At 73.9% G+C, this 13,818-nt stretch carries 12 protein-coding genes; 5 read left to right on the top strand and 7 right to left on the bottom strand.

Annotated features, from left to right (window positions below; genetic code table 11):
• Positions 1 to 151: 151 nt before the first annotated feature.
• From crtI to ABS735_RS19885, 4 genes are read left to right on the top strand one after another with little or no spacing between them, the layout of a single operon-like run.
• Entirely contained in the window at positions 152 to 1,669 is a 1,518-nt protein-coding gene (crtI, locus tag ABS735_RS19900; RefSeq protein WP_373903061.1) for a phytoene desaturase family protein, read from the top strand.
• On the top strand, positions 1,666 to 2,661 hold the full coding sequence (locus ABS735_RS19895; RefSeq protein WP_373903062.1) for a phytoene/squalene synthase family protein: 996 nt from the start codon (positions 1,666 to 1,668) through the stop codon (positions 2,659 to 2,661). Before crtI ends, ABS735_RS19895 begins: the two co-directional genes overlap by 4 nt.
• The gene (locus ABS735_RS19890) at positions 2,658 to 3,680 is read left to right on the top strand and encodes a Rieske (2Fe-2S) protein (RefSeq protein ID WP_373903063.1); all 1,023 of its coding nucleotides are present in this window, start codon (positions 2,658 to 2,660) and stop codon (positions 3,678 to 3,680) included. Before ABS735_RS19895 ends, ABS735_RS19890 begins: the two co-directional genes overlap by 4 nt.
• A gap of 16 nt (positions 3,681 to 3,696) precedes the next feature.
• Entirely contained in the window at positions 3,697 to 4,188 is a 492-nt protein-coding gene (locus ABS735_RS19885; RefSeq protein ID WP_373903064.1) for an MSMEG_6728 family protein, read from the top strand.
• 5 nt (positions 4,189 to 4,193) lie between these two features.
• Here ABS735_RS19885 and ABS735_RS19880 read toward each other — a convergent pair whose 3' ends face one another.
• Entirely contained in the window at positions 4,194 to 4,943 is a 750-nt protein-coding gene (locus ABS735_RS19880) for a hypothetical protein (RefSeq protein ID WP_373903065.1), read from the bottom strand.
• A 216-nt stretch (positions 4,944 to 5,159) separates the two neighbouring features.
• Between ABS735_RS19880 and ABS735_RS19875 the strand changes: the two genes are divergently transcribed.
• Positions 5,160 to 6,095 carry an EamA family transporter gene (locus tag ABS735_RS19875; RefSeq protein WP_373903066.1) on the top strand — a complete coding sequence of 312 codons (936 nt, stop codon included), beginning with the start codon at positions 5,160 to 5,162 and terminating at the stop codon, positions 6,093 to 6,095.
• On the opposite strand, the gene ABS735_RS19870 is transcribed toward ABS735_RS19875, so the two are convergent.
• From ABS735_RS19870 to cdtA, 6 genes are all read right to left on the bottom strand, one after another.
• A complete protein-coding gene (locus tag ABS735_RS19870; protein WP_373903067.1) occupies positions 6,059 to 7,546 on the bottom strand; it encodes an MFS transporter in 1,488 nt (495 codons plus the stop codon). The two genes, ABS735_RS19875 and ABS735_RS19870, sit on opposite strands and share 37 nt — an antisense overlap.
• A 181-nt stretch (positions 7,547 to 7,727) precedes the next feature.
• Positions 7,728 to 9,053 carry a lipase family protein gene (locus ABS735_RS19865; protein WP_373903068.1) on the bottom strand — a complete coding sequence of 442 codons (1,326 nt, stop codon included), beginning with the start codon at positions 9,051 to 9,053 and terminating at the stop codon, positions 7,728 to 7,730.
• Between the two features lie 157 nt (positions 9,054 to 9,210).
• A complete protein-coding gene (locus ABS735_RS19860; protein WP_373903069.1) occupies positions 9,211 to 9,807 on the bottom strand; it encodes a 3'-5' exonuclease in 597 nt (198 codons plus the stop codon).
• Between the two features lie 58 nt (positions 9,808 to 9,865).
• Entirely contained in the window at positions 9,866 to 11,938 is a 2,073-nt protein-coding gene (cdtC, locus tag ABS735_RS19855; protein ID WP_373903070.1) for a siderophore ABC transporter permease CdtC, read from the bottom strand.
• 7 nt (positions 11,939 to 11,945) lie between these two features.
• Positions 11,946 to 12,929 carry a siderophore ABC transporter substrate-binding protein CdtB gene (gene cdtB / locus ABS735_RS19850; RefSeq protein ID WP_373903071.1) on the bottom strand — a complete coding sequence of 328 codons (984 nt, stop codon included), beginning with the start codon at positions 12,927 to 12,929 and terminating at the stop codon, positions 11,946 to 11,948.
• A complete protein-coding gene (gene cdtA / locus ABS735_RS19845; RefSeq protein ID WP_373903072.1) occupies positions 12,926 to 13,789 on the bottom strand; it encodes a siderophore ABC transporter ATP-binding protein CdtA in 864 nt (287 codons plus the stop codon). The genes cdtB and cdtA overlap by 4 nt, the downstream gene beginning before the upstream one ends.
• Positions 13,790 to 13,818 lie beyond the last annotated feature (29 nt).

The raw sequence follows: 13,818 nt of genomic DNA, 5'->3' as shown, positions 1-13,818 counted from the left end.
GCCGGACGGGAACCGGCTTCCTGTGGCGTCGCGCCGGAGGCGAGGGGGGAAGGCATGACGCCGACCACACGAGAGGAACCGCGATGCGCCCCAGCACGGTCGACCACGGCAACCAACGGCCGGACGAACCGTCCGCGGTCCCGGGCGCGCGATGACGCGGACGGTGACCGGCCGCACCGACCACGTCGTGGTCGTCGGGGCCGGGCTCGCCGGGCTGTCCGCCGCCCTGCACCTGCTGGGCGCGGGACGCAGGGTGACGGTCGTGGAACGCGACCCGCTGCCCGGCGGCCGGGCCGGGCGGCGTGAACTCGGCGGCTACCATCTCGACACCGGTCCGACCGTGCTGACCATGCCGGACCTGGCCGACGAGGCCTTCGCGGCCGTCGGCGAGCGGCTGCGCGACCGCGTCGAACTCCTGCCCCTGCACCCCGCCTACCGGGCCTGCTTCGCCGACGGCGGCACCCTGGACGTGCACACGGACGCCGACGCGATGGAGGCGGAGGTTCGACGCTTCGCCGGGACCCGGGAGGCGGCCGGGTACCGGCGGCTGCGCGACTGGCTCGGGCGGCTGTACGCCGTGCAGATGCGCCGGTTCATCGACGCCAACTTCGACTCGCCGCTCGGCCTGCTCACCCCCGACCTGGCCCGGCTCGCCGCCCTCGGCGGCTTCGGCCGCCTCGACACCCGTATCGGACGGTTCCTGACGGACGAACGGCTCAAGCGGGTCTTCTCCTTCCAGGCTCTGTACGCCGGTGTCGCGCCGTCCCGCGCGCTGGCCGCCTACGCCGTCATCGCCTACATGGACACCGTCGCCGGCGTCTACTTCCCGCGCGGCGGCCTGCACGCCCTGCCCCGCGCCATGGCCGCGGCCGCCGCCGGCGCCGGGGCCGACCTGCGCCTCGGACGGGACGTCACCCGCCTGGAACGGTCCGGCACCCGCGTCACCGCCGTCGTCACCGACCACGAGCGCATCCCGTGCGACGCCGTCGTCCTCACCCCCGACCTGCCCGTCGCCCACCGGCTGCTGGGCCGCCGCCCGCGCCGCCCCGTCGCCCTGCGGCACGCGCCCTCCGCCGTGGTCCTGCACGCCGGCACCACCCGTACCTGGCCGCACCTGGGCCACCACACGCTCTCCTTCGGCGCCGCGTGGCGACGGACCTTCGACGAACTCACCAGGACGGGCACCCTCATGACCGACCCGTCCCTGCTGATCACCCGGCCCACCGCCCACGACCCCTCCCTCGCCCCCGAGGGCCGCCACCTCCACTACGTCCTCGCGCCCTGCCCCAACACGGACATCGGCCCCGGCGCCCGCGCCTGGAGCGACCTCGCGCCCCGCTACCGCGACCGGCTGCTCGCCACCCTGGAACGCCGGGGACTGACCGGCATCGCCGCCGCCGTGGAGGAGGAGTGCCTGGTGACACCCGCCGACTGGGCCGCGCAGGGGCATGCCGCCGGCACCCCGTTCTCCGTCGCCCACACCTTCGCCCAGACCGGGCCCTTCCGCCCCCGCAACCTGGTGCGCGGCACCGACAACGCGGTCCTCGCCGGCTGCGGGACCACCCCGGGCGTCGGTGTGCCGACCGTACTGATCTCCGGGAAACTGGCCGCCGCCCGCATCACCGGTGCACCGGCCCGCGCCGCGGCGGTGAGGGGCGGGCAGCGATGACCGGGCGCGAACTCGACGCCGCCGGCATCACCGACCCGCGGCTGCGGGCCGCCTACACCCGGTGCCGGCTCCTCAACGCCCGCCACGGACGCACCTACTTCCTCGCCACCCGCCTCCTGCCCGCCGACCGCAGACCGGCCGTGCACGCCCTGTACGGGTTCGCGCGGTGGGCGGACGACATCGTCGACGACACGGGGGCCGGCGCCACGCCCGCCGAGCGCGCCGCCGCCCTCGCCCGCCTCGACCGGCTGCTGCGCCGCGCGCTCACCGGCGGCCGGCCGGCCGCCGAACCCGTGGTGCTCGCCCTGGCCGACACCGCCGCGCGGTACGCCATCGAACCGGCGCACTTCACCGACTTCATGGCCTCGATGCGCGCCGACCTCACGGTCACCGACTACGCCACCTACGCCGACCTGCGCGCCTACATGCACGGCTCGGCCGCCGTCATCGGCCTCCAGATGCTGCCCGTCCTCGGCACCGTGACCGCCCGCGCCCCGGCCGCCCCGCACGCCGCCGCACTGGGCGTCGCCTTCCAGCTGACCAACTTCCTGCGGGACGTCGGCGAGGACCTGGACCGCGGCCGGATCTACCTCCCCGCCGACCTGCTCGCCGCGCACGGCGTCCAGCGGGACCTGCTGCTGTGGAGCAGGCGCACAGGCCGCCACGACCGGCGCATCACCGCCGCGCTGCGGGCCGCCGAGGACCTCACCCGGGGCGTGTACCGCGACGCCGAGCCCGGACTGGCCATGCTCGACCCCGTCGCCCGGCCCTGCATCCGCACCGCGTACCTGCTCTACCGGAACATCCTGGACACCATCGCGGACGGCGGGTACGCGGTACTGCACCGGCGCGCGGTGGTGCCCCGCCGACGGCGCGCGGCCGTCGCGGCCGGCGGGCTCGTACGCGTGCTCGCCGCCCGGTTCGGCGCACGTCACGCCCCCGCGCCGGTGCCGTGCGGCGCCGACGCCCCCGACGTGAAGGAGCCCGGATGAGCACGGACCCCCGGCCGCGCCGAGGACGCCTCCCCCTGCGCCTGCGGCGCCACGCGGTCCCCTGGGAGCGGCAGCGGCCGACGTGGCGCGAGGCCCGCCCCGCCGTCATCGCCGCGGCCCTCCAGCGCGCCGAGGCCCGGCCCTCGGGCAACTGGTACGCCCTCGGCGCGAGCACGGACGTACGTCCCACGCGTCCGCTGTCCGGCACCGTCGCCGGGGCCGAGGTCGTCGTCTGGCGGGACGCGCGGGGGCGTCTCGTGGGCGGCCCCGGCGCCTGCCCCCACCTCGGCGCCCCCCTGGCCGACAGCCCGGTGCGGTGCGGCACGCTCGTGTGCCACTGGCACGGACTCGCCCTGGACGGCGCCCCGTTCGCCGGCTGGGAACCCCTGCCGGTCCACGACGACGGCGTACTGGTGTGGGTGCGACTGGACGCCGCGGGGGAGGAGCCACCGACCCCGGCGCCCCTCGTTCCGGACCGGCCGCCCCGGGCGATGGCCCTGACGTCCGTGTGGCGCGGGGTGGGGGCCTGCGAGCCCGAGGACGTCGTCGCCAACCGGCTCGACCCGTGGCACGGAGCCTGGTTCCACCCGTACTCCTTCGTGGACCTCACCGTCGTCGAGGCGCCCGGGGAGAGCACGCCCGACGACGGGAGCGGCGACCGCTTCGTCGTGGACGTGTCCTTCCGGCTGACCGGGCGCCTGGTCGTCCCCGTACGGGCCGAGTTCACCGCGCCCGGACCCCGCACCGTCGTCATGCGCATCACCGAGGGCGAGGGCACCGGTTCCGTCGTGGAGAGCCACGCCACGCCGCTCGGCCCGGACGGGGACGGCCGGCCGCGCACCGCGGTCGTCGAGGCGGTGCTCGCCACCTCGGACCGGCCCGGTTTCCACCTGGCCCGCCGCCTGGCACCGGCCCTGCGCCCGCTGATGCGCGCCGCCGCCGGCCGTCTGTGGCGCGACGACCTCGCCTACGCCGAACGCCGCGGACACCTGCGCGCCCGCGGCCTCTTCCCCGGCTGAACGGAGCGGCACCGGAATGCAGACCTTCCTTCCCCACCCCGGTTTCCGGGACTCGGCGCTGGCCCTGGACCGGCGTCGCCTCGGCAAGCAGCGCGTGGAGGCGCTCCAGGTGCTGCGCGGACTCACCGTCCCCGGCTACGGCTGGCGCAGACACCCGGCGGTGCGGATGTGGGCGGGCTACGAGGAGGCACTCGTCCGGTACGGCCTCGACGTCTGCCGGGTCTGGCGCGAGCACGGCCACCAGGACAGTTGCGCGGCATCACTCGTCAGCGGGCTCGCCGAGGTCCGACCGGGGAAGCCGGTGCGGGACCAGCCGGAACTGGCGGCCGCCGGGGAACTGCCGCCCTGGCTCGGCGACGAGGCCTTCCACCGCAGCCACCGCTCGGCGCTGGTGCGCAAGGAACCCGCCGTGTACGCCGGGCTGTTCCCGGGAGTCCCGGACGACCTGCCCTATGTGTGGCCGCGTTCGGACCGGGAGCGCGGGGAGGCGGGGAGCGGCGGCGCCTAGGACGATCAGGTCTGCTGCTCGCCCGCGAGTTCCTTCAGGTCGACCGTCTCGTCGGCCGGCGGCTGTTCGGGGTGCACCGTCTCGCCGTACTCGCTGAACGTGACGGTGCCGGGGTTCTTGCCGCCCTCGGTCGTGGTCTTGAGGATGTACGGCTCGCCCTCCGTGGCGACGAAGAGGGTGAGCTTCTCGCCTCCGGAGACGTCCTTGGTCAGCTTCAGGGCCTCCTCGCCGTTCACGTCCGTCGTGGAGCCGCGCTTCATGCCCTGGCGCTCGGACTCGTCCTCGTCCATGGCGGCGACGAAGCCCTGCTTGTCGCAGACCCCGGCGGTCGTGGCGTCGTTCGCCGGCATCTTCACCCACTTGTCCTGAAGCTTCGGCGCCATCTTCCGCGCCGCGTCGGGCTGCTGCTCCAGGGCGGTCTGCCAGTACTGCTCGTCGCCCCGCAGGTAGAGGGTCGCGTCGGTGTGCCGCACGTCCGCCTCGGTCCCGCCCGCGCCGATGGTGCCCTGACAGTTCTTCTCCTGGTCGACCGAGACGTCGATGCTGACGGTGCCCCCGTCCTCGAGCCGGGTGTCGCCCTTCACGTGCATGGACTTCGCCTGCCGGGTTGCCTCGACGGCCTTCGCGGCGATGTCGTCGGCGCTCTGCCCCTCGAACGGCTCGCCCTCGTCGCCCGAGTCGCCGCCGCAGCCGGCCAGCAGGGCGACGGAGACGCTCGCGGTCGCCACGGCGGTTGCCACTTTGCTGGTGCGCACTGGCGGTTCCTTCCCATGTCCGTTCATTGCCGTCAAATCCCTTGTCTCACCGATGTGTTGGCACCGGAACCCTCCGACTACCCCCGATTCCCGTGACATGCACGTGATGAAGATGCCGTGGCGAGCGTGTGAGCGGCCGTCGCCCCCGATTGGTCCCCGACAGCGGACGCGAAGTGGACCCCGTGGCGGACCGCCTCGCTCTCTAGCGTCGTGGCCATGAACGCCACCACCACGCGCGGGGCCCTGCTCGCCGCGCTCGCCTGTGTCCTCGTCGGAGGATCCTTCACCGCCAACAGCCTGCTCGGCGACTACCCGTACGCGGGCGGCCAGTTCCTGCGCTACGGCCTGGCCTTCCTGCTGCTCGTCCCCCTGGCCGGCCCCGGCGCCGCGACCCGGCTGCGGGCGCTCGGCGCCGGCCGGTGGGTGCGCCTCGCGCTGCTCGCGGCCGTGGGCATGGTCGGCTTCAACCTCGCCGTCCTCGCCGCGGAACGCACGGCGGAGCCCGCGGTACCCGGTGTCCTCGTGGGCTGCGCGCCCGTGGTCGTCGCTGTCGTCGTCCCCCTACTGGAGGGGCGCAGGCCCCAACGGCTCGTCATGTACGGGGCGTTGTTCGTGGCTCTGGGTGCCTTCACCGTCCAGGGCTGGGGGCGCACCGACGGCGCGGGCCTCGCCTTCTCCGTGTGCGCGCTGGCCGGCGAGGTCGGGTTCGCCGTCCTGGCCGTGCCCGTACTGCGGCCCCTGGGCCCGCGGCTGCTGTCCACCGTGGTGTGCGGCGTCGCGGCGGCCGAGTCGGCGGTGGCGGGCGTCCTGGCCGACGGGACCGGGTGGCTGCGCCGGCCGGACGCGGTGGAGGCGGGCGCGCTGCTGTGGCAGGCGGTGGTGGTCACCGTCGTCGGGTTCGTGTGCTGGTACATGGGCATGCAGCGGATCGGGGCCGAACGCGCCACCCTGTTCTCCGGGCTGATCCCGGTCGCCGCCGCCTGCACGGCCCCGCTGGTCGGCACGGGTTCCTACGGCGCGGCCCAGGCCGTGGGCAGCGCCCTGGTCTTCGCCGGGGTCGCCGTGGGGTCGGGCGCGCTCGTGGCCGTGCGCCGACGACGGCCCGCGGCGAGGCGTCAAAGCGTCTTCGAGCGGTCCTTGGAGAAGCTGTAGAGGTCCTTCGAGGTCGTGATGAGCTCACGCTGTTCCTGCCGGGAGCCCACCATGGGCTGCGAGCCGTTCAGCGGCACCTGGGCGCTCTCCGGCAGGAACTTCACGGTCACCAGGCCGATGGCGCCGGCGGCCATCAGGTAGTAGGCGGGCATCAGGTCGTCGCCGGTGATGCTCACCAGCGCCTCGGTGACCAGCGGCGTGGTGCCGCCGAAGGCGGCGACGGCGAAGTTGAAGCCGATGGCCATCGCGGCGTAGCGCACGGCGGTCGGGAACAGCGCGGGCAGGGTGGCTGCGCTGGGCGCGGCGAAGCAGGCCAGCAGGGTGGACAGCAGCAGCACCCCGAGGACCGGCGCCCAGACGCCGTCCGACTTCAGCAGCAGGAACGCCGGGACGGCGAGGACGATCATCGCCGCGGCGCCGACGGCGTAGAGCGGGCGGCGGCCCACGTGGTCGCTGAGCCGGCCCAGGAAGGTGATCAGCAGCACGATCCACACCATGCCGATCAGCACCAGCACGTCCGCGAAGCCGCTGGAGCGGCCCAGGGTCTCCGTCTGGTACGTCGGCAGATAGCCGGTGACCATGTAGTTGGTGACGTTGTAGAGCAGCACCAGGCCCATGCAGACGAGCAGCGGGCGCCAGTGGCCGCGCACGATGGTCTTGAACTCGCTGCCCGCCGACTCCTGGGCGAGGCCCTTCTCGTGCTCGTCGAGCTGCTGCTGGAAGGCGGGGGACTCCTCCAGCTTGAGCCGCATGTACAGGCCGATGACGCCGAGCGGTCCGGCGATCAGGAACGGCAGCCGCCAGCCCCAGTGCAGCATCTGGGCGTCGGTCAGCGACAGGTTCAGGACGGTGACCAGCGCCGAGCCCAACGCATAGCCGACGAAGGTGCCGAAGTCGAGCCAGCTGGAGAGGAAGCCGCGCCGCCGGTCGGGTGAGTACTCGGCGACGAAGGTGGTGGCGCCGCCGTACTCGCCGCCGGTGGAGAAGCCCTGGACCATCCGGGCGAGCAGCAGCAGGACCGGGGCGGCGATGCCGATGGTGGCGTAGCTGGGGATGAGGCCGATGGAGAAGGTGCCGAGCGCCATCATGATCATGGTGGTGGCGAGCACCTTCTGCCGGCCGACGCGGTCCCCGAGCGGTCCGAAGACCAGGCCGCCGAGCGGGCGTACGACGAAGGCCGCGGCGAAGGTGGCGAAGGAGGAGATGACCTGGGCGGCCGGGGAGGCGCCGGGGAAGAACACCTTCCCGATGGTGGCGGCCAGATAGCTGTAGACGCCGAAGTCGAACCACTCCATGCAGTTGCCGAGCGCGGAGGCCCCGACCGCGCGCTTGAGCAGCGGTCCCTCGACGACCTGGACGTCCTCCTCGCGAAAGGCCCGCTTGGTGCGGCGGAGCCGGCGGGCCAGCTCCTCGCGCACCTGCCGCGGCAGGTGCGCGACCGTACTCGGCATCTTCGCCCCGCTCCGGGGACCGGACCCGCCGTCGGGCTTCGCGTCGACCACGCCGCTGCCTTCCTGTCGCTCCGCCACAGTTCGCCTGAGCGAATTCTGTGCCGCAACAGGGGACCGGCGCATGCCGGAGCCGCTGCCCGGGGCGGCGCGGAGGCCCCGGGCAGCGGTGCCGCGGTACGGCTCAGGGCTGTGCCGGCATGCTCCAGCAGTTGGAGCCGGCCGGCTTGCCGGAGAGCCGGTCGGTGAGCCAGGAGACGGCGTTGCCCTGATCGGTGAGCAACGGGGCGAAGTGGTTGAGCAGACCGCTGCCCACGCCCGGCAGCAGCACGGGGACGTAGGTGACCTTCGCGCCCTTGTCGCACCAGTCGACGGCCAGCCGGCGGGCCTGGCCGTGGGGGACCAGGTCGTCGCTGGTCCCCGTGGCCACCCTGACCGGCCCCGCGGGCTTCAGCGCGCCGATGCGCTGCTCGGCGAGGAAGTCCTGGAGCGCGGGCTCGGCCCGGATGATGTCGCTGAGGGACTGCCCGGTCTTCGTCCAGTGCGTGCTGCTGTCGCCGCCGTAACCGAAGAGCGCGTCGCCCACGCACATGGTCGACAGGTCCTTGAGCGCCTCCTCGCCCGCCTCGTTGACGTACCGGTCGGCGATGGGTCGCAGGGCCGGCTCGGTCTGGAGGAAACCGTTGAGCGACCAGCCGAGGGCGCCCGCCAGGTCGCTGCCGTCGATCGCCTTCGTCACCTCGGTCAGGTCGGCGGGCGGTGCACCGGCGTAGGTGCCGGCCAGCTGGACGTCCGGGGCGTAGGAGGGCTGGAGCTCGGCCGCGGCCGCGGTGGCTCCGCCCCCCTGGCTGTATCCGAACAGACCCACCCGGGAGCCGGAGGTGACGGACGCCGAGTCGAGGGAGCGCGCGGCGCGTACGGCGTCGAGCACCGCGTGGGCCCCGTCGACGCGGTTGACGTAGGTGTGCAGCCGGTCGGTGGTGCCGAGGCCGACGTAGTCGGTGACGACGACGGCGACGCCGCGCAGCAGCAGCCGGTACACCGACAGGTCCTCGTAACCGACGGAGACCGTCTGCCCGTTGAGCTGCAACGGGTGCTCCAGGGCCATCGAGGCGGCGCACTGGTCGCCCTGCCCCATGGTGCCGGGCGCGACGGCGACCAGGGGGCGCGGCCCGTCGCCGCGCCACTTCGCGGCCGGTTCGATGTAGGCGCCGGTCACGGCGACCGCCTCGCCGTTCGCGTCGGTCGACTTGTACATCAGCCGGGTCGCCCGGCCGGGGAGCGGCCCGTCGATGCCGGGCAGGCTCAGCGCCAGGGGCAGCGGCTCGCTGCGGATCAGCGTGCCGTCGGTACCGGGGAGTTCGGACGGCGGGGTGTAGAAGGCGGGTATCTCGACGCCGCGGGACGTCTGAGTCGCCGATGCGCCGGCTGCTGCGGCCGGGACGGCCTGCGCGCCGAGGGCGAGCGCGGCGGCGATCGCCGCGGCGAGCATGCGTGGACGTGGGGGCATGGCGAACCTCCTGGGGAAGGGCCGGATCCGGTCGTCCGCGGCCCCGTGGGGTCGGGGCCGTGGTCGCGCTGCTCCTGTGGGTTACGGGACCGTAACCGGACAGGGGTTACCTGGGGTAGCACCTGACTCATTACGGTTCAGTAACTTGACGTCGCGTCTAACAAGAGCCGGGCCAGGCGTCCCGGTCGGCCAGCCGGAGCACCAGCGCCGCGATGTTCCAGGCGTCGTCCACGCCCCGGTGGTGCCGTCCTTCGAGCGGCAGCCCGGCGATCTCCAGCGCCCGCGCCATGCCGGGACGCCTGCGCAGCCCGTGGGCCTTGGTGAAGACCGCCTTGGCGTTGGTGTGCGCGCGCTCGGCCGGGTGGCCGAAGGGGTAGGGCACGCCGTCGGCCGCGCACTGCCGGAGGAACTGCTTCCGGTCGTAGTCGCCCCAGCTCGCCCAGGGCCGGACGCCCGCGCCGTGTTCGCGCACCAGCGTGTCGCAGGCCTCGGCGAGACCCACGCCCCGGTCGGTCTCGGCCCGGGTGATACCGGTCAGCTCCGTGCAGAACGCGCTGACCCGGGAGCGGGTGGGCCGCACCAGGATCCGGTGCCGGGCCACCCGCTCCCGGGCGTCGAGGTCGACCACGGCGAGCCCGATCTCGATGATCTCGCTCACCGCTCCGGGCGGCGGCTGCCCGTCCCAGCGGGTGGCCTCGAGATCGATGACGTTCAGCAGGCCCGCGTGGCCCCCGTCCGCGGCGCGCCGGTCCATGGCGGCACCGTACGGGGGCACACCCCTTACCGGCACCCGGATTTCCCCGCCGCCGTGCCTAGCGACGGCTCCGTACCAGGAGATACAGGAAGTACGGCGTCCCGATCACCGCCGTCATCAGGCCCGCACCGAGCTGGGCCGGGGCGATGACCGTGCGGCCGAGGAGGTCGGCGGCGCAGACGAGCGTGGCGCCGAGCAGGATCGCGACCGGCACGACCCGCACGTGCCGCCGGCCCACCAGGGCGCGTGCCGCGTGCGGGGCGACGAGCCCGACGAAGCCGATGGTGCCCGCGCAGGCCACGGCGGTCGAGCTGAGGACGACGCTCAGCACGAGGAACCCGAGGCGGCCCGGAGCCAGCAGCAGGCCGAGCAGCCGCGGCGTGTCCTCGTCCAGGGAGATCAGGTCCAGCTCGGTGCGCCGGGCGACGGCCACGCCGATGCCGACGGCCAGTGCCAGCGCGACCGGCACGACGTCCGGCATGGTCCGCCCGTAGGTCGAACCCGACAGCCAGGTCAGCGCCTTGGTCGCGTTGAACGGGTCGGTGAGCACGATCAGCAGGCTGATCAGGGCCGCCGTTCCGGAGGCCACGCCGATACCGACGAGGACCAGCCGGTTCTGCCGGAAACCGCCCCGGGCGGCGAGCCCGAAGACGAGGACCGCGGTGACGGCCGACCCCGCGAACGCGGCTCCCGCCACGCCCCACGTCCCGGCGGCCGGCACCGTGGTCACCAGGATCACGGCACCCAGCGCGCCACCGCCGGTCACCCCGAGGACGTTCGGCTCGGCGAGCGGGTTGCGGGTGACGGCCTGCACGAGCGTGCCGGCCAGGGCGAGCGCCGCGCCCGCGCACAGTGCCGCGAGCACCCGGGGCACCCGCGTGTCCAGCACGAAGGAGACGGTCCGACCGGCCCGGCCCTGGGCCCAGTTGACGACGTCACCGAGCAGCAGCTTGGTGTCGCCGATCAGCACGGCGGCGATCACCAGGCCCACCAGGGCCACGACCAGGACGGCGACCGTGGCCAGGAACACCGCCCGGCTCGGGATCCGCAGCCGGTCCGGCGCCCCGGCCCCGGCGGTGTCCCGCACCCGCAGCGCCATGGCGACCAGGAACACGGCGCCGACCAGGCTCGTGACGACACCCGTGGGCACGGACACCGAGCGGTCGTCCGAGACCAGGGCCCGCAGCAGCACGTCCGAGCCGAGCACCAGGGCCGCGCCGGTCAGCGCCGCCGCGGGCATGGCCGTACGGGAGCGGGCGAAGCCGCGGAACCGGCGGGCGAGCGGGCGCACCAGGGCGGGTGCGCACAGGCCGACGAAGCCGATCGGGCCGGCGAGCGTGACCGCGGCGGCGGACAGCAGCGCCGCGAGCACGACGACCGTGACCCGGGTGGCCCGGACCGGCACACCGAGCCCGCGCGCCGCGTCGTCGCCGAGGGCCAGCGCGTCCACCCGACGGGCGGTCAGCATCAGGCCCACCAGCCCGATCAGGGCGATCGGCAGCATCTGCAGGACGCCGTCGAAGCCGTTCTGGGCGATGCTGCCCTGGTTCCACTCGTAGAGGCCCTTCGTCTGCTCCGGGAAGAGCAGCAGCAGTCCCTCCGTCATGGAGTTCAGGCCCAGCATCAGCGCGGTGCCCGCCAGCACCAGCCGGACGGTGCCCGTGCCGAGGCCGGACAGGCCGAGCACGACGGCCGCCGCCGCGAGTCCGCCCACGAAGGCGACACCGGACGAGGCGAGCATCGGCAGCGAGACGCCGGTGGCGCCGGCCAGTCCCAGGGCCAGGTAGGAACCCGCGTTCACCGCGAGGGTGTCGGGGGAGGCGAGCACGTTGCGGCTGACCGCCTGGAGCACGGCGCCGGCCATGCCCAGGACGGCGCCGACCAGCAGGCCCGCGGTCATCCGGGGCAGCCGGGAGGCGACGACGACGGACGCGTCGTCCGGATCGGCCCGGCCTGTCAGGGCCTTCAGCACCTCGGACGGGCCGACGGCCGCGGTGCCCTGGGTGATGTCGACGACGGCGAGTACGGCGACCAGCAGGACGATTCCGGCCGTCACCGCGGCCGCGCCCGACCGGGACGTGGGGACCGTCGACGGACGGGCCGCGGTGGGTTCGGTTGCGGTGACGGCCATGGCCCCGCTACTTCGTCAGGGCGCCGACGACGGCGTCGATGTACGCCTCCATCGACCCGGGCCCACCGAACATCCAGATGCCGTCGTCGAGACGGTGCACGTCCCCGGCCTTCACGAACGGGAGGGACTTCCACACCGAGTTCTTCGCCAGCTCACCGGTGAACGGGGTGGCGCTCGGGTCGTCGTCGTTGCCGATGTAGGCGAACTGGGTGTCCTTGGGGAGCTTGGTCAGACCCTCGACGTCGGTGGTGCCGAGGCCGTAGGCCTCGTCGCCCTTCACCGTCCAGGCGTTCTTCAGACCGACCGCCTCGTTGACCTCACCGATGAGCGAGGTCGCCGTGTAGGGGCGGATCGAGACCTGGTTGGAGGCGACGTAGCCGTCGGCGAAGGCGAAGTCCTTGCCGGCCATCCCGGCGTCGGCCAGGGCCTTCCTGCCCTCGGCGACCTTGGCCTCGAAGCCCTCGCGCAGCGACTTGGCCTTGTCCGAGGTGCCGGTGGCCTTGGCGATGAGGTCGACGTTGTCCAGCATCTGGTCGATCTGGCCGGTGCCGTCGGCGGAGGTCACCTCGATCACCGGGGCGACCTCGCGCAGCTGCTTCACGGCGGCGGGGGTGAGGTCCGTGGTGGCGACGATGAGGTCGGGGGCGAGCGAGGCGATGGTGTCCATGCTCGGCTCGCCGCGGGTGCCGATGTCCTTGGGCTCGTTCTTGAGGGGAACGGCGCTGTCCCAGGTCTCGTAACCCTTGACGTCCGCCACGCCCACCGGGTCGACCCCGAGCGAGACGAGGCTTTCGACGACGTTCCACTCGGTGGCGACCACCTTGGTGGCCGGCCCGTCGAGCTTCACCTCGGTGCCCTTGCCGTCCTTGAGCGTGATCGCCTCGGAGGCCTTCTTCTCCGTCTTGTCGGCGGCGGGTTCGGTGGTGCCGCAGGCGGCGAGGGTGAGCGCCGCGGCGGTGGTGACGGCCGCGGTGAGCAGGAGGCGTCTCATGAGGTGGTGCCGAGCCTTTCGGGGGTTCGTATGTGGTGGCGGCCGATCGGGCGGGTGCGCAGCCGGCCGGTCAGGGGGTCGGTGTCGACGTCGATCCGGATGCCGTAGACGGCGGTCAGCCGTTCCGGCGTCAGCACGTCCTCGGGCGGGCCGTCGGCGACGATCCGGCCCGCTTCGAGGAGCGTGATCCGGTCGGCGACGGCCGCCGCCTGGTCGAGGTCGTGCAGGACGACTCCGACGGCGATGCCGTGGTGGTCCGCCAGGTCACGGACGAGGTCGAGCAGTTCGACCTGGTAGCGCAGGTCGAGGTACGTCGTCGGTTCGTCCAGGAGCAGTACGCCGGTCTCCTGGGCGAGACAGCTCGCGAGCCACACGCGCTGCAACTGCCCCCCGGAGAGGTGGTCGGCGCCGCGGTCGGCGAGCCCGTCGACGCCGGTGAGCGCCAGCGCCCGGTCGACGGCGGCCGGGCCGTCCGGGTCGGGCCGCCCCCAGCGGCCCCGGTACGGATAGCGGCCGAACTCGACGACGTCCCGTACGGTCAGCCCGCCGGGCGTCGGCCGTCCCTGCGTCAGAAGGGCGACGTACCGCGAGAACTGACGGGACGTCAGCGCCAGGCCGTCGGTGGTGCCGTCGATGCCGATCGTGGCACTGCGGGCCCGCTGCAGCCGGGCGACGGTCCGCAGCAGCGTCGACTTCCCACTGCCGTTCGGACCCACCAGGACGGTCACTTCGCCGGGCCTGAGCCTGACCCCCGCGTCGTGCACGACATCGACGCCGTCGTAGGCGACGGTCACGCCCGTCGCCGACAGCTCATGACCGCGCAGGCGCGGGGTACCGGCTGCGTCTTCAGCTGATCTCACGCGACAAAGGTTAGCCTAACCTAAAAACC

Origin of the sequence: Streptomyces sp. MMCC 100, from assembly GCF_041538145.2 — a bacterium.
Lineage (GTDB): Bacteria > Actinomycetota > Actinomycetes > Streptomycetales > Streptomycetaceae > Streptomyces.
This window is presented reverse-complemented; position numbering and strand designations above follow the sequence as displayed.

Bases quoted from the DNA above. Each gene is read 5' to 3' on its own strand.
- ABS735_RS19895 (WP_373903062.1), top strand. From the start codon at position 1,666: ATGACCGGGCGCGAACTCGACGCCGCCGGCATCACCGACCCGCGGCTG.
- crtI (WP_373903061.1), top strand. From the start codon at position 152: ATGACGCGGACGGTGACCGGCCGCACCGACCACGTCGTGGTCGTCGGG.
- ABS735_RS19875 (WP_373903066.1), top strand. From the start codon at position 5,160: ATGAACGCCACCACCACGCGCGGGGCCCTGCTCGCCGCGCTCGCCTGT.
- ABS735_RS19890 (WP_373903063.1), top strand. From the start codon at position 2,658: ATGAGCACGGACCCCCGGCCGCGCCGAGGACGCCTCCCCCTGCGCCTG.
- ABS735_RS19860 (WP_373903069.1), bottom strand. From the start codon at position 9,807: ATGGACCGGCGCGCCGCGGACGGGGGCCACGCGGGCCTGCTGAACGTC.
- ABS735_RS19885 (WP_373903064.1), top strand. From the start codon at position 3,697: ATGCAGACCTTCCTTCCCCACCCCGGTTTCCGGGACTCGGCGCTGGCC.
- ABS735_RS19870 (WP_373903067.1), bottom strand. From the start codon at position 7,546: ATGCCGAGTACGGTCGCGCACCTGCCGCGGCAGGTGCGCGAGGAGCTG.
- ABS735_RS19865 (WP_373903068.1), bottom strand. From the start codon at position 9,053: ATGCCCCCACGTCCACGCATGCTCGCCGCGGCGATCGCCGCCGCGCTC.
- cdtB (WP_373903071.1), bottom strand. From the start codon at position 12,929: ATGAGACGCCTCCTGCTCACCGCGGCCGTCACCACCGCCGCGGCGCTC.
- cdtC (WP_373903070.1), bottom strand. From the start codon at position 11,938: ATGGCCGTCACCGCAACCGAACCCACCGCGGCCCGTCCGTCGACGGTC.